The 18,949-nt window shown below is 60.1% G+C and carries 15 protein-coding genes and 1 tRNA gene; 7 read left to right on the plus strand and 9 right to left on the minus strand.

The window, feature by feature from the left end; all coding sequences use genetic code 11:
* Positions 1-831, plus strand: a complete 831-nt coding sequence (locus KVG88_RS02535) for an alpha/beta fold hydrolase (RefSeq protein ID WP_217870858.1) — start codon at positions 1-3, stop codon at positions 829-831.
* A gap of 156 nt (positions 832-987) precedes the next feature.
* Here KVG88_RS02535 and KVG88_RS02540 read toward each other — a convergent pair whose 3' ends face one another.
* Positions 988-2,433: a mechanosensitive ion channel domain-containing protein gene (locus KVG88_RS02540; RefSeq protein ID WP_217870226.1), complete on the minus strand. Its 1,446-nt coding sequence runs from the start codon at positions 2,431-2,433 to the stop codon at positions 988-990.
* A gap of 217 nt (positions 2,434-2,650) precedes the next feature.
* Here KVG88_RS02540 and KVG88_RS02545 point away from each other — a divergent pair, with 217 nt between their 5' ends.
* The gene (locus KVG88_RS02545) at positions 2,651-3,298 is read left to right on the plus strand and encodes an MliC family protein (RefSeq protein ID WP_217870227.1); all 648 of its coding nucleotides are present in this window, start codon (positions 2,651-2,653) and stop codon (positions 3,296-3,298) included.
* Positions 3,299-3,332: 34 nt separating this feature from the next.
* On the opposite strand, the gene KVG88_RS02550 is transcribed toward KVG88_RS02545, so the two are convergent.
* The 8 genes from KVG88_RS02550 to fdnG all read right to left on the minus strand — a co-directional run bounded on the left by KVG88_RS02550 (position 3,333) and on the right by fdnG (position 13,667).
* A complete protein-coding gene (locus tag KVG88_RS02550; protein ID WP_150700443.1) occupies positions 3,333-4,421 on the minus strand; it encodes an AI-2E family transporter in 1,089 nt (362 codons plus the stop codon).
* A 164-nt stretch (positions 4,422-4,585) separates the two neighbouring features.
* Positions 4,586-4,681: transfer RNA gene (locus KVG88_RS02555), tRNA-Sec, on the minus strand.
* A gap of 6 nt (positions 4,682-4,687) precedes the next feature.
* Positions 4,688-6,595: a selenocysteine-specific translation elongation factor gene (selB, locus tag KVG88_RS02560; protein ID WP_217870228.1), complete on the minus strand. Its 1,908-nt coding sequence runs from the start codon at positions 6,593-6,595 to the stop codon at positions 4,688-4,690.
* Positions 6,592-8,022: an L-seryl-tRNA(Sec) selenium transferase gene (gene selA, locus KVG88_RS02565; protein WP_217870229.1), complete on the minus strand. Its 1,431-nt coding sequence runs from the start codon at positions 8,020-8,022 to the stop codon at positions 6,592-6,594. Before selA ends, selB begins: the two co-directional genes overlap by 4 nt.
* 51 nt (positions 8,023-8,073) lie before the next feature.
* Positions 8,074-9,000: a formate dehydrogenase accessory protein FdhE gene (fdhE, locus tag KVG88_RS02570; RefSeq protein WP_217870230.1), complete on the minus strand. Its 927-nt coding sequence runs from the start codon at positions 8,998-9,000 to the stop codon at positions 8,074-8,076.
* A gap of 3 nt (positions 9,001-9,003) precedes the next feature.
* Positions 9,004-9,669 carry a formate dehydrogenase subunit gamma gene (locus KVG88_RS02575; protein ID WP_150700447.1) on the minus strand — a complete coding sequence of 222 codons (666 nt, stop codon included), beginning with the start codon at positions 9,667-9,669 and terminating at the stop codon, positions 9,004-9,006.
* On the minus strand, positions 9,666-10,601 hold the full coding sequence (gene fdxH, locus KVG88_RS02580) for a formate dehydrogenase subunit beta (protein ID WP_150700448.1): 936 nt from the start codon (positions 10,599-10,601) through the stop codon (positions 9,666-9,668). Before fdxH ends, KVG88_RS02575 begins: the two co-directional genes overlap by 4 nt.
* Positions 10,602-13,667 (minus strand): formate dehydrogenase-N subunit alpha, encoded by a 3,066-nt coding sequence (gene fdnG / locus KVG88_RS02585; protein WP_150700449.1) that lies wholly within the window; start codon positions 13,665-13,667, stop codon positions 10,602-10,604.
* 309 nt (positions 13,668-13,976) lie between these two features.
* On the opposite strand from fdnG, the gene KVG88_RS02590 reads away from it, so the two are divergent.
* The 5 genes from KVG88_RS02590 (at position 13,977) to KVG88_RS02610 (ending at position 18,905) form a co-directional block, all read left to right on the plus strand.
* A complete protein-coding gene (locus KVG88_RS02590) occupies positions 13,977-15,131 on the plus strand; it encodes a MalY/PatB family protein (RefSeq protein ID WP_217870231.1) in 1,155 nt (384 codons plus the stop codon).
* A 200-nt stretch (positions 15,132-15,331) separates the two neighbouring features.
* A complete protein-coding gene (locus KVG88_RS02595) occupies positions 15,332-16,189 on the plus strand; it encodes an SDR family oxidoreductase (protein ID WP_150700452.1) in 858 nt (285 codons plus the stop codon).
* A gap of 86 nt (positions 16,190-16,275) precedes the next feature.
* Positions 16,276-16,887 (plus strand): Yip1 family protein, encoded by a 612-nt coding sequence (locus KVG88_RS02600; protein WP_150700453.1) that lies wholly within the window; start codon positions 16,276-16,278, stop codon positions 16,885-16,887.
* Between the two features lie 12 nt (positions 16,888-16,899).
* Positions 16,900-18,255, plus strand: coding sequence for a cation:proton antiporter (locus tag KVG88_RS02605; RefSeq protein ID WP_217870232.1), 1,356 nt, complete (start codon positions 16,900-16,902; stop codon positions 18,253-18,255).
* 173 nt (positions 18,256-18,428) lie between these two features.
* On the plus strand, positions 18,429-18,905 hold the full coding sequence (locus KVG88_RS02610) for a PA2171 family ribosome-binding persister protein (RefSeq protein ID WP_217870233.1): 477 nt from the start codon (positions 18,429-18,431) through the stop codon (positions 18,903-18,905).
* Positions 18,906-18,949 lie beyond the last annotated feature (44 nt).

Genomic DNA, 18,949 nt, shown 5'->3' on the forward strand with positions numbered 1-18,949 from the left:
ATGACCTCGATAAAAACCAAAGACGGCACCGAAATTTACTACAAGGACTGGGGCCCGAAGGACGCAACCCCCGTCATGTTCCACCATGGCTGGCCGCTGAGTGCCGATGACTGGGACAGCCAGATGATGTTCTTCCTGGAAAAAGGCTATCGGGTTATTGCACACGACCGTCGCGGCCACGGTCGCTCGACCCAGACGTGGCTGGGAAATGACATGGACACCTATGCGGCTGATGTGATCGAACTGACGGACGCACTCAACCTTAAAGGTGCGATTCATGTCGGTCACTCCACGGGCGGTGGCGAAGTGGCGCGTTATGTCGCCCGTGCCAAGCCGGGTCGTGTTGCCAAAGCGGTACTTGTCAGCGCTGTACCGCCGATCATGGTCAAGTCGGACAAAAATCCTGGTGGTCTGGGCATCGAGGTCTTTGATGGGCTGCGTAAGGCCTTGCTGGAAAACCGCGCGCAGTTCTATCTTGACGTGCCGTCAGGCCCGTTCTACGGATTCAACCGTCCGGGGGCCAAGGTCTCGCAAGGCACCATTGAGAACTGGTGGCGCCAGGGCATGATGGGCGGCGCCAAAGCACAATATGACTGCATCAAAGTGTTTTCCGAAACAGACTTCACCGAGGATTTGAAAACCATCCAGGTGCCCACCTTGGTGATGCACGGTGATGACGACCAGATCGTGCCGTACGCTGACTCTGCACCCCTTTCCGTGAAGCTTTTAAAGAACGGAACGCTGAAAACCTACGCTGGTTTTCCACACGGCATGCCGACGACCAATGCGGCTGAAATCAACGCTGACATTCTGGCGTTCATACGCGGCTGATCGCGTCAGGAATGAGGGCCCACCAAGGGCCCTTTTTCTCAAGTTCAAATCACTGGCAACCGGGGTTGAGTGCGGAATGGGACATAATCGGTTTCCTCTCGAACCTGAGATGATTGATAGGCCGCTTACAAGCAAGCGCGCGCGGACTGCGTCGGGTCACACTCGTCTTCGCAACCATTGCAGGAAGCCCTTTTTCTCGATGGCTTTTGGCTCTTCCTGAGTCATCGTGTGGGCAATCTGCAAGCGGAAATCGAGCAATGCCTTCATCGCCACTCCGATGTCATGACGAGCTTCCACGCATGGTCTGAAGAATTCCTTCTCGATGCGGTACAGGTTGCAGAACGTCAGGGCGGCAAACTCCGCCGGCAGCGCCGTCCCCGAGACAATCCCGCCCTCGCCAATCACCTCGCCTGGCCCCATGCGCCCGGCTTCGAACTTGACGCCGGCACGGCTCAAGGCGACCGTCACCACCCCCGACTCGATGATGTACAAGTGTTCGCTGACCTGCCCTGCCGGCAAAATCACTTCGCCCGGCTGAAAGATCTGCCGCGTCATGTTCTGGCTGACGTCGTCTTTCTCCTCCTCGCTCAACGTCGCCGCGAAGATGCTCGCGTTGTCGAGTAACGCGCGAGGTTTTGACTGCGCCGCAGGCAGACTCGATTCAACCGTCGACAACCAGTTGATCCCAGCCGACTGTAGATGCCGATAGGCCAGGTCATACAGTTGGTTGCGCACCGTGCGCTTCTGATCCATCGACACCACGAAACCGCTGACTTCATATTCCACGCCGTTGCCGCCGGTGCTTTTGATCGTCACTTTGGGGGCCGGCTTGGTCAGCAGAATGCGGCAGCCTTGCGATGCCCGTTCGAGGGCATCGAACACCCTGTTGGGGCGCACCAGCGGGCTGATGAGCAAACTGATCGAGACCCCGAACATGTCGCTGGGTCGGCTGAAATTGGTGATCTTGGCCTTGGCGGCCATCGAATTGGGGATCACGATCATGCTGCCCTGGGACGTTTGCAAAAACGTGGCGCGCCAGTCGATATCGGTCACCCGGCCTTCAGTGCCGTCGATGGCGATCCAGTCATCGATTTGATAAGGCTTGGTGGTGTTGAGGACGATCCCGGAAAACACGTCGCTGAGGGTCGATTGCAGGGCCAGGCCGACAATGATTGCCAACGCACCGGACGTCGCCAGCACGCCCTTGACCGGCAAATTGAGCACATAGGCCAGGGCGGCAATGACCGCGACCAGGAAAATCACCGCACCGAGCAGGTCCTGGAGCAATCGGCCGGTGTGCCCGACCCGGTACATCATCACGGCGCCGATGATTACCGTGAGCGTGCGTGCGCCGAACAGCCACCACATGATCTGCAGCACCGTGTGCGCAAATTGCAGGGGTGCGTCATCGATCGTGGGTGCTGGCTCCCATGGACTCAAGCCTTCATGGAACATCAATGCGCTGTACAACGAAAAGATCACCACCCGCGCGAGCACTTTCCAGTTGTACCGATGGGAACCGACCACGCGCCACATCACCATGTCGATCAGGATCAAGGCCAGGCCGCCGACCAATGGACGTTCAGAGAACAAGGACAGCATCTGATATCTCCCGCTCGGGCCAATGATCACCGCGCTGCCGCGGACCTATCCTGTAAACGCTAGCATGGGTTTGCGCCAACGCCTGACGCCACCCAGCCGTCAGTCGACGTGGCAAGTTCTGAGCACTGACTTACACTGCGATACACCCCCGTGTACCAATGACTACTCAATGATTCGATTCGTCCCAAGGCAATCCGGTGATCTGGGTGACGCCAACATGAAAACGGTCTCGGCCTGTTTTGCCTCTGTGTTCGCTGCCAGCCTTTGCCTGGGGACGGCTCCCTGCGCAGACGCTGCGTCGTTCACCACCAGCTACGATTGCACCAAAGCGACGGCGAAGGTTGAAAAACTGATCTGTGGCGACGCGCAACTGGCGCAGATGGATATCGAACTGATGCGCCTTTATCGTCTGGCGCTCACCGATGAAAACTCAGTTCCGCGCCCTGATAAAGTGGCCCTCGACCAGCAGTTCTGGGTCGATGCCCGTAACCAGTGTGCCTCCCAATCTGATATCCGGACGTGCACGATCGCCAGTTACGCCAAGCGCGCGCATCAGTTGCGCCAAGGTTCGGCCATCGTCAGGACCAAGGACCCCAGCCGGCTCACCGAAGGCCCGCTGGCCTATCGCTGCGCAGGGTTGAACGCGTTGATCGCGGCCACGTTCTTTACCACGCAGCCAGGTGTGGTGTTCCTGACGTGGGCCAACAGTTCCGTGACGCTGAATCAGGTGCCGAGTGAACTGGGAACCCAATACACCGGCAAGGATTTACAGGGGAGCTACAGCTTTCGGCAAGACGGCAATAGCGCGTATTTCCAAAAGCCGGGTTCAGGAGGAATGAGCTGTTCGGTTGAGCCGACCGGCTGATCGGCGCCTTACGCCATTCCCCCAATGCCCTCAGCTACACCCCTCCTTCCGATGGCGGGCGATCCTGTACCCACTGCCAGAACAGTTGGTAACCGACTGCCAGTATCACCGGGCCGATGAACAAACCAATGATGCCGCTGGTGACCATGCCGCCGAGGGCGCCGATCAGCACCACCGGCATTGGCACGTCGACGCCACGGCCCAGCAGCAGTGGCTTGAGCACGTTATCCACGAGGCCGGCAACGAAGACGAAAACAGCGAAGATGATGGTGGTGGTGCTGGGGCCTTCAGTGGCGAACACATAGGCAATCACCGGTACGGTAATCAACGTCGCCGGCAATTGCATGATGCCCAGCAGCAGGACCGCCAATGCCAGCAGGCCCGCGCCCGGTACACCCTTGAGCACGAACCCGAGCCCCACCAGCAGCATTTGAATGAACGCGATACCGACCACGCCGAGCGCCACGGCACGGATGGTGGCGGTGCACAACGCAGCAACGCTGGGACCTTTATCCGGCCCGCTGATCCGCGAGGCAATCTGTACCGAAGCGCGGCTGCCGCTTTCACCGTAAGCCATGAAAATCCCGGCGATAATCAGCGCAAAAATAAAGGTCAGGAACCCCATGCCGACCCCGGCCAGTTTACCCAGCAGGCCGAGGCTGACGCCTTTGATCTGCGGAATGTACTTGGCCGTAAGCCCGGGAAGGTCGGTCGCCGCTTGTTGCCAGAGTGCAAACACTTGATTGCCCACCAGCGGCCATTCAGCCACCGACGGCGCAGGCGCCGGAATATGCACGCCTTCGTCCTTGACGACACTCATGGCACTTTCCACGGAATCGGCAATCGACGTGCCCAACAGATAAATGGGCACCATGAGAATCATGATCGCCACCAGCACGATCAACGTCGCAATGCGGCCGTCCTTTTGCCCCAAGGGGCCTCTGAGCTTCTGCTGCAGCGGATACAGGGTGATCGCGAGGATCACCGACCACAACATCAAGTCGCGAAACGGACTGAAAATCTGGAAACAGAACAACACCAGAACAACAATCAGCCCGGCACGAATCAAGACATCGAGCAATCCGCGGGATAACGCTTTCTCTGAGAGCGATACGGGCACCATGGAAATCTCCTGGCAGTTCCACTGCGAAGGTAGAAAGTCGGTTTGCCCAGCATAGACGTACATCCGCAAACGTGATGTTCGTATACGCGTCAAAACCCGGCATTTGCACTCAAGTTTGGCGATTTCGCCGTTATGGACGGTCGATAGCGGTTCTGACAGGAAAGTGGCGGAAGGTAGCCGGAGTCGAACCTGCCCGGGAACGGATGCCGTCCCCAACCGGGTTTGAAGCCCGGCCGCGCCACCGGGCGCGATTACCTTCCTTGAATTCAGTGCCCGATTTGCCGGGCCAAGGCATTGTCGAGGCGGATCTGACGGCGATCGCCAAAGCGTCGGGTCAGGCCCAGCCGGTCGAAGTATTCCAGTATCTGGATGCTGCGCTTGCGACCCAACCCCACGGCATCACGAAACGCCGAGACCTGTATCACCGGATTATCACTGGCCAGTTGCAACAGCATAGCCGCCAAACGATGGATCGTTGCGTCGGTGTAAAACAGGTCGCGCACCACCTGATGCACCAGCCCCAGCCTGGCCATTTTGCGCAGCAACAAACGCACGGCGATCTCATCGTGCCCCAGATCGCGAACCCAGGGAGGATCGAAGACCGCCGCGTCGAATTGCGGCTGCAACTGTTGCCACAACGCTTCGTCCGCCTCACTCAGGCGCACCTGATGCTCGGGTAAATGCAGCCACGGTCCGCTCGCGGCGATGGTGCCGTCGCTTAGCAAATGGTCGAGCAGGCTCAGGAAGGTCGAGCGATCAAGGGCGCTACCGGCGAATCGGCGCAAGCGATCGCGGTCAGGCCCCATTTGATCCGGTTCCAATTGGTGAAACCTTGCCAGGTGTTGCAGCACCTCGTCCTGCAAGGTTTGCCAACGCAGGCTGCTGAACAATACCGGCGACTGTCGGGTTTCGATCAGCAGCACGTCAGCGGGTAGCAACCAGTTCGCTCTTGGTTGGTTGAATTGGCGCTCCAGCGTTTGCGGGTCGAGCCCGGTTTCGCTGTTGGCCAGCAACATTGGCAGCACGTCTTCCAGGCGATGACTCGCCGTCAATGCCTGCAACTGCGCTAATCGCTCGGGGCTGCGGCGATGTCGGCTGGGGGCGAACGGGTCGAGCACACGTCCGCCGCCCACGGTCCGTTGAGCGCTGTGGTCGCGCAGAATCAGTGGATCGCCCGTCACCGCCTGCACCGGCGAATTAAGCAGTATCTGCGCGAACATCCGTTCGCCCGGAACCAGGCTGGAACCTTCCAGTAACACTACACGCCCGGTGACGTCTTGCGTGCCGATGTGCACGTGCACCGGCTGAAAGTGCTCAAAGGCACGTGGCTCACCGGGCAACAACTGGAAATCGATGTCCAGGCGCTGAGTCGGTGCGTACAGCCACTCTGCCGTTAGCCACTGGCCACGATGAATCTGCTCCAGCGCGAGGCGCTCACCGCTCAGGTTCAAGGCCACGCGCTGTCCGGCCATGGCCAGGTCCGCAGGTTGATTCTGCGCATGCAGGCCGCGCACGCGCACGGTTTTGTCGAGTGGACCGAGGCGCAACGTGTCACCTACCGCAACGACGCCGGAGACAGCCGTGCCGGTGACCACGATACCGGCACCAGGGACGCTGAACGCCCGATCGATCGACAGGCGAAAACCGCCCGTTTGACTGCGTTGCTGCACTTCACGCTGAGCCTCCAGCAGCGCCTGACGCAAGGTGTCGACGCCATGCCCGGTAACGCTCGACAACGCAATCAGCGGCGCATCGGCATAAGGCCCAGGCCCCAACAATGTTCTGACTTGTTCGCGCACCGTTTCCACCCGGGCAGGCTCGACCCGGTCGCACTTGGTGATTGCCACAATCGCACGGGCAATGCCGAGCAGTTCGACGATGGCCAGGTGTTCGCGGGTTTGCGGCATCACGCCGTCATCGGCAGCCACCACCAGCAACACCAGATCGATGCCCTGCGCCCCGGCCAGCATGTTGTGTGTGAAGCGTTCATGCCCCGGCACATCGATGAACCCGGTCAGCGCTGCGCCCGGTTCCAGCGCGGCGTAGAGGTAGCCGAGGTCGATGGTCATGCCGCGCTCGCGTTCTTCCCGGCGTCGGTCGCCGGCCTGCCCGGTCAACGCTTGAAGCAGCGCCGTCTTGCCGTGGTCGATGTGCCCTGCCGTGCCGACAATCACCCTGCCCGACCCTCCACGCGCAAGTGCTCGAGTTGCGCGAGCCACGCCGATTCGTCATCGAGTTGGCGCAAATCCAGCCACAGGGCATCGTCATCGATGCGCCCCAGCACCGGAATCGGCAACCCGCGCAACGCGGCCTCAAGGTCCAGCAGCGACCGTCCGCGCAGCCGTTTGCTGGTATTAGGACGCAGGCACAGTGCGGCGCTCGGCAAGCGCGCGACCGGTTGGCTGCCGCTGCCAATCATGCCCAGTGCCGGCAGTGCGCTGACGCTCCAGCCATCGCCCAATCTGAAAGCAAGGGATGGTTGCAGACGTTCGGCTTGGGCCAGGATGTCAGCCCGTGATCGAGTGAGCAGGCGCAAACTCGGCAGTCGCTCGGCGAGTCGATCCGGATTGCGGTACAGGCCGAGCACGGCTTCCAGCGCGGCGAGGGTCAGTTTGTCGACCCGCAATGCGCGCTTGAGCGGGTTCTTCTTGATTTTGCCGATCAAGTCTTTGCGCCCGACAATCAACCCGGCCTGCGGGCCACCGAGTAACTTGTCGCCGCTGAAGGTGACGATGTCCGCACCATCGAGCAAGGCCTGGCGCACCGTCGGTTCGGCGGGCAGGCCCCAGCGGGTCAGGTCGAGCAGGCTGCCGCTGCCCAGATCTTCGAGCAACGGCAAGCCATGTTGATGTGCCAGGTGCGCCAGTTCCGCGGTGGGCACACTCGTGGTGAAACCTTGAATGCTGTAGTTGCTCGCATGCACGCGCATGATCAAGCCACTGCGCGGGCCAATGGCCGCTTCATAGTCTTTGGCGTGGGTGCGGTTGGTGGTGCCGACTTCATGCAGTTTTACCCCGGCCCGGGCCATGATGTCGGGAATGCGAAAGGCGCCGCCGATCTCGATCAGCTCACCACGGGAAATGATGCCTTCCTTGCGTGCGCCGAGGCTGTTGAGGGTCAGCAATACCGCCGCAGCATTGTTGTTGACCACCGTCACCGCTTCGGCGCCGGTCAGTTCGCGGATCAAGCCCTCGATCAGATCATCGCGGTCACCGCGCTTGCCACTGTGCAGGTCGAATTCGAGATTGAGTGGATAGCGTGCGGCCAGTTGCACCGCGTCGATGGCTTCATCCGGCAATAACGCTCGCCCCAGGTTGGTATGCAACACGGTGCCGGTGAGGTTGAACACCCGGCGTACATGGCTGCGGTGTTGAACCTGTAGTCGCTCGCCTACTCGCCCCGCCAGCACTTCTGGGCTGACTTCAATCGCTTGCACCAACCCCTGTTGTACGGCTTCGCGCAACTCATCGAGCAATTGTCGCAACGTCGCCAGAAGCGCATCGCGCCCGTAGCGCTCGGTTAAAGGCTGGCACGCCGGGTGACGCAACAAACTGTCGATGGAAGGCAAACGCAGGTTAGGGCTGGTACCGCTGGCAGACATCTGGCGCTCCTGAAATCGAAAGACCGTCGCGCCAGAGTGTAGACGCTGTGGTCATTCGTCTCCCGGTGCCAGCAACAGATTCGGCGCCAGACGCTGATAACCATCCAGGGCCAGGCGCATGTCCAGCATCAGGCTGCCCAAGTCCGCCGACAACGCTTCCGCGGCCGCATCGTTTTCCAGGTAGACCAACTTCAGATAACTGTTGCAGCCGGGGCACATTTCGGCGCGCACCGGCGCCTGATTGGCGGCGTGACGATCGTCTTCAAGGCTGAGATATTCCAGGCCTTTGCTCTGCTCGCAATACACGCACTTGACCCGCACCACATGCCATTCACAGGCACACAACGAACACACCAGATAACGCAAACCGTTGTGCTTGCCGCGATTGCGAATGATCCCGGCCATCGCTGGCGAACCGCAACATGGGCACTGACTGAGGCTGTCGCCGGGTTTGAGTTGCAGGTTGGGTGTGCTCAACAGCCAGTGGCTCCAGGCCGCTTGCAGGGCGGCGCCGAGAAACGGCACCAACGCCGCCGGCACCAGCGAATACTGGCCGCTGACCAATGCCACCGCCCAAGAACGGCGTTGGCCCGGGGTGGCTGCCTGCAACGTAGCCAACGCATTGACTACGGCCGGTTGATCAGGTGCCACATAACGCTGCAGCAAGGCGTCGAGATAGGGTTGCCAGTCGTCCTCGCGGGTCAGGCTGTCGGCGGCGAACGGTGGCAAACCGTGTTGCTGGCACAGTTCAAGGCGTTGCGAGTCCAGCGGCTCGCTTGGCGGCGGATCGTCGAGAATACGCTGCTGCACCCGGCACAAGCCTGCGATCAATAACAGATAGTCGGCCAGTGGATGAGCGACGGCGAGTTGCTCTAAGCGTTGTGCACGCAGGTTGAACAAGTTGCGCGGTGGCAGGTGCAGAAACGGCGGCGAACTGGCCGCCGCTTCGATTTGCCCGGGTTCGAGAATGGTTGGCAAGCGTCAGCCCTTTTTGGTGATCGGTCGCACGGGAGTGTCGTCGCGCGGCTCGTCTTGAGTCACTTGGCGATACCAGAGTTCGTGATGTTTCTTCGCCCAGGGGCGGCTGACCCAGCCATGCATCATGGCGCTGACCGAACCCTTGATCCAGATGCCGGCATAGATGTGCACGATGATGCTCAGGATCAGCACAAAACCCGCCAACGCGTGCAGCAGCATGGCCCATCGGATGCTGGTGATGCCGAAATACGCACTGAAATACGCGCGCCAGATCACCAGGCCACTGAACAGCAACACCAGCATGCACAGCAGTAAAGTCCAGAACAGCAGCTTCTGCCCGGGGTTGTACTTGCCAATCGGCGGAACGCCCTCTTCCTCGTTTTTCATTACCCGGTCAATGCGCCGCAACCACAGGCGATCATTGGCAATGAAGTAATTGGCGCGCCAGAAACGGAACACCAGGCCGAGAAAAAACACGAACATCAACACGCCCATGAACGGGTGCAGGATGCGCGTCCACGGCCCGCCGCCGAACAGGTTGGTCAGCCAGAACATGGCCGGATGGAACAACGCCAGCCCGGACAAACCAGCCATCAGGAACAAGATCGCCACCAGCCAGTGGTTGGTGCGCTGATTGCTGGTGTAGCGCAGGATCGGTTTGTCTCTCATGGCCTGCCCTCCCCGCGTGGGTCGAAGGTGTGCACCGATGGATCGACTTCATGCACAGACGTGTCCGGCGCGGCCGGATGTTCATCCTCTTCAACGATCTGCGGCCCGACGCGCACGTAATGGAAGAACCCGGCCAGCACCGCTGCGCCCATGGCCAGCAGCGCCAACGGTTTGCTGATGCCTTTCCACAACCCCACCAGCGGACTGATCACCGGATCGGCCGGCAACCCCGCGTAGATTCTCGGTGTGTCGGCGTGGTGCAGCACGTACATCACATGGGTGCCACCGACCCCGGCCGGATCGTACAGGCCGGCATTGTCGAAACCGCGACTCTTGAGGTCGACGATGCGCTCGGCGGCGTGTTCCTTCATGTCGTCCTTGGTGCCGAACACGATGGCGCCGGTCGGGCAGGTTTTCACGCAGGCCGGCTCCAGCCCCACCGCTACACGGTCCGAACACAAGGTGCATTTGTAGGCCTTGTGATCCTTCTGCGAAATACGCGGAATGTTGAACGGGCAACCGGTGATGCAATAACCGCAACCGATGCAGTGATCCTGATCGAAATCGACGATGCCATTGGCATGCTTGATGATCGCACCAGGGCTGGGGCACGCGGCCAGACAACCGGGTTCGGCACAATGCATGCAGCCGTCCTTGCGGATCAGCCATTCGAGGTTGCCGGCGTCGGTTTCGTGTTCGGTAAAGCGCATCAGCGTCCAGCTGTCGGCGCTCAGGTCTTGTGGGTTGTCGTAGGTGCCAAGGTTGTGGCCGACCTCGTCGCGCAACTCGTTCCATTCCGAGCAGGCAACCTGGCAGGCCTTGCAGCCGATGCATTTGGTGGTGTCGATCAGCTTGGCGACTTCCTCCACGCCGCGCACCGACGGCGCGGGCGTAGTGGTGGCCGAGCGGGCAATGATGTCTTGGCTGGCCATTTAGACTTTCTCCACGTTGACCAGGAATGACTTGGATTCCGGGGTCTGTGTGTTGCCATCGCCGAGGAACGGCACCAGGGTGTTGGTCAGGTATCCGTGCCGCGTCAGGCCGGTAAAACCCCAGTGCAGCGGAATGCCGATCTGGTGCACCACCTGATTGTTGACCTGCAACGGACGGATTCGCTTGGTCACCACCGCCACCGCTTCGATGAAGCCGCGCTTGCTGCTGACCCGCACCCGGTCACCGGCAACAATGCCTTTTTCCTTGGCCAGCACTTCACCGATTTCCACAAACTGCTCCGGCTGGGCAATCGCGTTGAGCTTGCAATGCTTGCTCCAAAAGTGGAAATGCTCGGTCAACCGGTAACTGGTCGCTGCGTACGGATAATCCTTGGCCACGCCGAGGGAATCCCACACCGAATCGAAGATCCGCGCCGCCGGGTTGCTGGTGGCTTTTTTGTTGTTCGGGTGCAGCGGGTTGATGCCGATCGGCGTTTCGAACGGTTCGTAATGCTCGGGGAATGGACCTTCGTTCATCTTGTCGACGGCGAAGAACCGCGCCACGCCTTCGGGGTTCATGATGAACGGATTCATCCCGGCTTCCGGCGGCACATCGGCCTTGTAGTCCGGCACGTCGGTGCCGGCCCAGGCTTTGCCGTTCCACCACACCAGGCGCTTGTTCGGATCCCACGGTTTGCCTTGCAGGTCCGCCGAGGCGCGGTTGTAGAGAATCCGCCGATTAGCCGGCCAGGCCCACGCCCAGCCTTGATGCTGGTGCATGCCGAACGGGTCGTTGTTGTCGCGGCGGGCCATCTGGTTGCCGAGTTCAGTCCAGCTGCCACAGAAAATCCAGCAACCGGACGCGGTGCTGCCGTCGTCCTTGAGTTGACCAAAACCGGTCAGTTGCGCATTGGCCTTGATCGTCGCACCCGTGGCGTCGGTGAAGTCGACGATGGCCGAGCCGTTGATTTCCTTGGCCAGCTCTTCCGGTGAAGGCTCATCGGCGATTTTGTAGGGCCACGACAGTTTCAGCAGCGGGTCCGGATACTTGCCGCCATTGGCCTGGTAACGCTGACGCAGGCGCAGAAACAGCTCACTCATGATCCGCACATCGGTACGCGCTTCGCCGGGGCCATCTGCGCCTTTCCAGTGCCATTGCAGCCAGCGGCTGCTGTTGACCAGCGAGCCGTCTTCTTCGGCAAAACAGGTGGTGGGCAGGCGAATGACTTCGGTCTGGATCTCGGCGCTGTTGACGTCGTTGTACGGCCCGACCTTTTGCCAGAACTCAGACGTTTCTGTGGCCAGAGGGTCCATCACCACCAGCCATTTGAGTTTGGCCAGCGCCGCCATCACGCGGTTTTTATCCGGCAACGCGGCGATCGGGTTGAAGCCCTGGCACATGTAGCCGTTGACTTTGCCCTGGCCCATCAAATCGAACACTTTGAGGATGTCGTAGTTGGGAATATCCAGTTTCGGCAAGTAGTCGTAGGCCCAGTTGTTTTCCACGGTGGCATTGGCGCCGTACCAGGATTTCATCAGGCTGACGTGGAATTTGCTGTAGTTCTGCCAGTAAGACAGTTGCCCCGGCCGCAGCGGAGTTTGCGTGCGCTTGAGGATGTAGGCGTTGTAATCCTGTTCGGCGTCGCCGGGCAGCGTCAGGTAACCCGGCAACGAGTTGGACAACAATCCCAGGTCCGTCAAACCCTGGATATTGGAATGCCCACGTAAGGCGTTCACGCCCCCGCCCGGCATGCCGACGTTGCCCAGCAACAGTTGCACCATCGCCGCGCTGCGGATGATCTGCGCGCCGATCGAGTGTTGGGTCCAGCCCAACGCATAAAGAATGGTCATGGTCTTGCCCGGTTGCGAGCAAGTGGCGATTTCCTCCCAGATTTTCTGCATGGCATCGACCGGCATGCCGCAAATCTGGCTCGCCAGGTCGATGTTGTAGCGGCTGTAATGCTGCTTCATCAATTGATAGACGCAGTGCGGGTCTTGCAGGGTCGGATCGACCTTGGCAAAACCGTCCTCGCCCATCTCATAGCCCCAGCCGGATTTATCGGTGTACAGGCGCTTGGCCGCGTCATAACCACTGAAAATACCGTCCTCGAAGCCATACCCGGCTTTGACGATGAACGACACGTCGGTGTAGTTGCGTACGTACTCGTGCTGAATCTTGTCCTCGGTCAGCAGGTAATTGATCAACCCGCCCATGAAGGCGATGTCGGTGCCGGTGCGAATGGGCGCGTAATAGTCGGCCACCGAAGCGGTCCGGGTAAAACGCGGGTCGACCACGATCAGCCTCGCCTTGTTGTGCGCCTTGGCTTCGGTCACCCATTTAAAGCCGCACGGGTGCGCTTCTGCTGCGTTGCCGCCCATCACCAGGACCAGATTCGCATTGGCGATATCGGTCCAGTGGTTGGTCATGGCACCACGGCCGTACGTCGGGGCAAGACTTGCCACCGTCGGGCCGTGTCAGACACGCGCCTGGTTATCGAACCCCAGCATGCCGAGACTGCGAACCACCTTGTGGGTGATGTAGCCGGCTTCATTGGACGCTGCCGAGGCCGCGAGGAAGCCGGTGGTCAGCCAGCGGTTGACCGTCTGCCCCTGGGCATTCTTCTCGATGAAGTTGGCGTCGCGGTCGGCCTTCATCAGGTCGGCGACGCGATCCAGCGCTTCATCCCAGGAGATGCGCGTCCATTCGGTGCTGCCGGGCTTGCGCACTTGCGGGTATTGCAGGCGGCCGGGACTGTGAATGAAGTCGAGCAGGCCTGCGCCTTTGGGGCACAGCGTGCCGCGGTTGACCGGGTGGTCGGCGTCACCTTCGATATGGATGATGTTTTGCGCAACGTTCTTTCCGGCATCGCCCTGGCTGTACATGATCAACCCACAGCCGACCGAGCAGTACGGGCAGGTGTTGCGGGTTTCATGGGTGTGGGCAAGCTTGAAGTGGCGCACCTGCTCGGCGAAGGCTGGCGTGGGGGCCATGCCCAACGCGCCCAGGCTCGAGCCAGCAAGGCCGATACCAGCGACCTTGAAGAACTGACGACGGCTGAGGTCCATCGTGCACTCCTGATCAGGTGGAAATCCGGTGCGTTGCCGGACTCTTCTGGACAAACACGGTGGCGGCAGACGGGCTGCCGACACTTCAAACTCTAGACAATGCGGCGGCGATCTGTGTGAAAACCGACCGTCGGGCAAATCTCCGATCCTGGCTCAACCCAAAACCTGTGGGAGCGAGCTTGCTCGCGATGACGGAGTGTCAGGCAACATCAATACAGGCTTTACTGGCCCCATCACGAGCAGGCTCGCTCCTACAGGGGTTGGCGTTTATCATTGGCGAATGTTCAACCCGCCTTCACGAGATCCCGCATGACTTTCGATTTTGATCAGGTGTTCGACCGCCACAACACCGGCAGTACCAAGTGGAGCCGCTACCCGGCCGACGTATTGCCGATGTGGGTGGCCGACATGGATTTCGCGGCACCACCCGTGATCGTCCAGGCCCTGCAAAAACGCCTGGAACACCCGTTGCTTGGCTACAGCGTGGCGCAGGACGACTTGCGCGAAGCCATCGTTGCCGATTTGTGGAACAAATACGCCTGGCGCATCGAGCCGCAAGAGCTGATCTTCCTGCCGGGTGTCGAATCGGGTTTCAACATGGCGCTCAAGGCCTTGGTGCAGCCGCAACAGAACGTGGTCGTTCAAGTCCCCAACTACCCGCCGCTGCGGCACGCACCGGCGCATTGGGGCCTGAACAAGGTCGAACTGAATTTCGATCCGCAGCCTGACGGCACCTACGTCACACCGCTGGCGACCCTCAGCCAGTCGCTGCAAGGTGGCGGCGCGCTACTGCTGAGCAACCCACACAACCCTCTGGGCAAAGCCTTTCCCCGCGTCGAACTGCAAGCGATTGCCGACATCTGCCTGGAACACGACGCCTGGATCATCTCCGACGAGATTCACGCCGAACTGTGCTTCGACGGTCGCCAACACATCCCGATGGCCACCCTGAGCCCGCAAATCGCCCAGCGCACCATCACGCTGATGTCGGCGAGCAAGGCCTACAACATTGCCGGGCTGAAAACTTCGTTCATGATCATTCAGGATCGCCACCTGCGCGAGAAGGTCAACCACGCCCGCTGCGGCATGGTCGACAGCGTCAACCCGCTGGGCATGGAAGCCACCCGCGTCGCCTACAGCGAAGCCGGGCCATGGCTGGCCGCGCTCAAGGACTACCTGCAAAGCAACCGCGACTATCTGGTCAACGCTGTGCGTAGCCGGTTGCCGGGTATCACCATGAACGTGCCGCAAAGCACGTATCTGGCCTGGCTCGATTGCACGGCGCTGGGGCTGGACAACCCGCAGCAGTTTTTCCTTGAGCAGGCCAAGGTCGGCTTGAGTCCGGGCCTGGACTTTGGCGATGACGGTAAACAGTTCGTGCGGTTGAACTTCGGCTGCCCTCGCTCGTTGCTCGAAGAAGGGATTGCGCGGATGGAGCGCAGTTTGCGTCACCTGAAGGTCTGATTCATTTCCCCTGTAGGAGCGAGCCTGCTCGCGATGGCGTAGTGTCAGTCAACATCAGTATTGGCTGAAATACCGCCATCGCGAGCAGGCTCGCTCCTACTGGGGATTTGTGTTTTCCCTGCTTCAAAATCCAACCGAACTCCAGTCAAAACGCCAGGGTCAACCCTTTGACTCCCTAGCCTTGTGATCGGAGATGGATGATGAACGACTACCCAAGACCGCCCTTTCCCAAACAGCAGCAGCCCGTTCCCGGCTCGCAGCGCAAGATGGACCCGTATCCGGACTGTGGCGAGCAAAGCTACAAGGGCTCCGGCCGGCTGGACGGCAAGATCGCCCTGATCACCGGGGGCGACAGTGGCATTGGCCGCGCCGTCGCGATTGCCTTCGCCCGTGAAGGCGCCGACGTGGCGATTGCCTACCTTGATGAGCAAGAAGACGCGCAGGAAACCGCACGCTGGGTCGAACAGGCTGGCCGCCAATGCCTGTTGTTGCCCGGAGATCTGGCGCACAAGGTGCATTGTCGTGCGCTGGTGGAGAAAACCGTCGAGCGCTTCGGACGTATCGATATCCTGGTCAACAACGCCGCGTTCCAGATGACCCACGAAAACCTCGAAGACATTCCCGACGAAGAATGGGTGATGACTTTCGACGTCAACATCACCGCGATTTTCCGAATTTGCCAGGCGGCGCTCAAATACATGCAACCGGGCAGTTCGATCATCAACACCAGCTCGGTCAACTCGGATTTCCCTAATCCCACCCTGCTGGCCTACGCCACCACCAAGGGCGCAATCGCCAACTTCTCGGCCGGCCTGGCGCAAATGCTCGGGCCGAAGAATATCCGCGTCAACAGCGTGGCGCCGGGGCCGATCTGGACACCGCTGATCGTCTCGACCATGCCCGAAGACACGGTGCAGAATTTCGGCGGCAATACACCGCTGGGCCGCCCCGGCCAACCGGTAGAAGTCGCCCCGATCTACGTGCTGCTGGCCTCGGATGAAGGCAGCTACATCACCGGGCAGCGATTCGGGGTGACGGGCGGCAAGCCCATTCTGTGAGGTAAAAATGGAACCCCGGAGCGATTGCCGCGCTCCACAGCTTATGGGCCCGGCGCTGGCGGGCCCTTCGATATCTGGAGGTTGCCATGTCCGCACCTATCGTCAAGCTGTTCACCCAACCGAACTTCGCATGGACGGATATCCGCAAGGAAGAGGAAGCCCATCCGCGCCATTACCTCGCCCATTTGATCTTGCTCGCGCTGATTCCGCCGGTGTGCCTGTTCATCGGCACCACATGGGTGGGCTGGAGCCTGGCGGAAAACGAAATCGTCAAGCTGAGCACCCGCAGCGCCCTGCACCTGTGCGTCTTGTTGTATGTAAGCATTCTGGTCGGCGTCGCACTGATGGGGCTATTCATCCGCTGGATGTCACGCACTTTCGACGCCCGGCCGACCGTCAATCAGTGCATCGGATTTGCCGCCTACACCGTCACGCCGTTTTTCCTCGCGGGCATTGCTGGCCTGTACCCGAGCCGTTGGCTGGCCATTGTGGTGCTGGCGGCGGCTTCGGCCTATTCGACGTTCCTGCTGTTCGTGGGATTGCCGACGTTCATGCATGAACGCAAGGAACAAGGCCTGCTCAACTCCGCATGTGTCTGGGGCGTTGGGTTGCTGGTGCTGGTCACCATTCTGGTAGAAATGATTCTGGTCTGGTTCAACGTGCTGACGCCCGAATACATTCGCGCCACGGTCGGTTGACGAACCACTCTCATGAGCTTCATTGCCTGGGTTGCGGTGCTGGGCGCCGAGCTGCTAACGCTGGCAATGACCTCGTCCTACCTGCGCTGGATGCCGGTGACGACTTCTGCCGTGTGTCTGGCATTGGGAGTTGCCATCGGCCCGGCCGGTTTAGGCTGGCTCAGGCTGGATATCAAAGATGCCGCCCAGTGGATGGAGCACCTGACGGAAGTCGCGGTGCTTTTTTCATTGTTCGTCTGCGGGCTCAAGTTACGCCTACCGCTCAAGGACCGACGTTGGCGAATCGCCTTCGGCTTGGCCGGGCCGGTGATGCTGCTGAGCATCGTCGGGGTCAGCTTGTTGCTGCATTTCGGCTTCGAACTTTCCTGGGGGCTGTCGTTGTTGATTGGAGCGATTCTGGCCCCGACCGACCCGGTGCTGGCGTCACTGGTCCAGGTCAACGACGCCCAGGATGAAGACCCTGTGCGGTTCGGCCTGTCCGGCGAAGCGGGCCTGAATGACGGCGTAGCCTTTCCGTTTGTGATTCTCGGCCTGCTGTTTCTGCAACAAGGGGGCGGTTCGTCTACCGCGTGGCTCGATGACTGGGCACTCAAGCGTTTGCTGTGGGCAGTGCCTGCCGGTTTGCTGATCGGCTACTGCATGGGCCGCGGCATTGGTCGCTTGACCCTGTCGATGCGCATCCGCAATGCCGACAGCACGCTCTCCCCCAACGATTATCTGACTTTTGCCTTGATCGCCCTGGCGTACGTCGCCGCCGAGTCGGTGCACGGCTACGGGTTTCTGTCGGTGTTCGCGGCCGGTTTGGGGTTGCGTCGAGCCGAAGTCACGTCAGCGCAAGACTCACAGACCCCGGCCGAACACCTTGTTCAACCGGTGGTGGGCCACCAGAACGTCGAACCCGATGCCGCAGTGCACGGTAATGTCGAACACCTTGAAGACTCGCAAGTGGCCGCGGGCATCATGATCGGCGACATGCTGTCCTTTGGCAGCCTGGTCGAGCGCGCCATGGAAGTCTTTTTGGTAACCCTGCTCGGGGTTGTCCTGGTCGGGCATTGGGACTGGCGTGCGCTGGTGATTGCACTGGTGCTGTTTTGCGTGATCAGGCCGTTGATTGTCGGGTTTGCACCTTGGGGAAGTTTGCTTGACCGCCGGCAACGGCTGCTGATCGGCTGGTTCGGGATTCGTGGTATCGGCAGTTTTTACTATTTGTTTTATGCGTTGAATCACGACTTGGTGCCAAGCATGGCCACCTTGTGCACCGATCTCACATTGTCGGTGGTTGCCCTGAGTATCTTGCTGCACGGCATCAGCACTCAACCGATCCTCGCCCACTATGAACGGCAGAAAAAGCCACCGCGAAGTGCATGAGTCAAATTCCGGACTCATGCAGCCTGCACGGGCCCTATTGGCCAGCAGGCACGGCAGGTTTCTGATTTATAAGGCTCTTTTTGATTCGTCAGGTTAGGCACGATAAATGCTCAATGTTCATGAGCGGCAGACCGTTCGCTGACCTCAAACCGTGACGACTTGAGAGACTGACCATGAATGCCATAGACCTGTTGAAAGCCGATCATGCACGCGTGAAAGACATCCTGAGCCAATTGAGCGAATCCACCGAGCGCGGTGTGAAAAAACGCACTGAGTTACTGGCCAAACTGGAAATGGAAATCTCCATTCACACGCGCCTGGAAGAAGACGTCTTGTACCCCGCGTACAAAAAGGCCGGAGGCAAGGAGCAGGACGTCATGTATTACGAAGCCAAGGAAGAACACCGAACCGTTGATTCACTGGTCCTGCCGGACCTGAAAGTCACCGATCCCTCCACGCCGGAATTTTCGGGGCGGGTTAAAGTGGTCAAGGAATTGTTGGAACATCACATCGAAGAGGAAGAAACCGAGATGTTCCCCCAGGCGAAAAAGCTGCTGGGCAAAACAACGCTGGATGAACTGGGCGCCGAAATGGAAACTCTGAAAGCCCGGCTCAAAAAAGAATTCAGCGCTCAGCACATGGCAGCCTGATAAACGACGCAAAAAAAGGGCCTGATTCATATCAGGCCTTTTTA

It is taken from the genome of Pseudomonas azerbaijanoccidentalis (genome assembly GCF_019145495.1).
In the GTDB taxonomy this organism is placed as follows: Bacteria; Pseudomonadota; Gammaproteobacteria; order Pseudomonadales; family Pseudomonadaceae; genus Aquipseudomonas; species Aquipseudomonas azerbaijanoccidentalis.

What these genes read in the sequence shown, in the direction of transcription:
- KVG88_RS02535 (WP_217870858.1), top strand. Translation starts at nt 1, where the DNA reads ATGACCTCGATAAAAACCAAAGACGGCACCGAAATTTACTACAAGGAC.
- KVG88_RS02540 (WP_217870226.1), bottom strand. Translation starts at nt 2,433, where the DNA reads ATGCTGTCCTTGTTCTCTGAACGTCCATTGGTCGGCGGCCTGGCCTTG.
- KVG88_RS02545 (WP_217870227.1), top strand. Translation starts at nt 2,651, where the DNA reads ATGAAAACGGTCTCGGCCTGTTTTGCCTCTGTGTTCGCTGCCAGCCTT.
- KVG88_RS02550 (WP_150700443.1), bottom strand. Translation starts at nt 4,421, where the DNA reads ATGGTGCCCGTATCGCTCTCAGAGAAAGCGTTATCCCGCGGATTGCTC.
- selA (WP_217870229.1), bottom strand. Translation starts at nt 8,022, where the DNA reads ATGTCTGCCAGCGGTACCAGCCCTAACCTGCGTTTGCCTTCCATCGAC.
- KVG88_RS02575 (WP_150700447.1), bottom strand. Translation starts at nt 9,669, where the DNA reads ATGAGAGACAAACCGATCCTGCGCTACACCAGCAATCAGCGCACCAAC.
- fdxH (WP_150700448.1), bottom strand. Translation starts at nt 10,601, where the DNA reads ATGGCCAGCCAAGACATCATTGCCCGCTCGGCCACCACTACGCCCGCG.
- KVG88_RS02590 (WP_217870231.1), top strand. Translation starts at nt 13,977, where the DNA reads ATGACTTTCGATTTTGATCAGGTGTTCGACCGCCACAACACCGGCAGT.
- KVG88_RS02595 (WP_150700452.1), top strand. Translation starts at nt 15,332, where the DNA reads ATGAACGACTACCCAAGACCGCCCTTTCCCAAACAGCAGCAGCCCGTT.
- KVG88_RS02600 (WP_150700453.1), top strand. Translation starts at nt 16,276, where the DNA reads ATGTCCGCACCTATCGTCAAGCTGTTCACCCAACCGAACTTCGCATGG.
- KVG88_RS02605 (WP_217870232.1), top strand. Translation starts at nt 16,900, where the DNA reads ATGAGCTTCATTGCCTGGGTTGCGGTGCTGGGCGCCGAGCTGCTAACG.
- KVG88_RS02610 (WP_217870233.1), top strand. Translation starts at nt 18,429, where the DNA reads ATGAATGCCATAGACCTGTTGAAAGCCGATCATGCACGCGTGAAAGAC.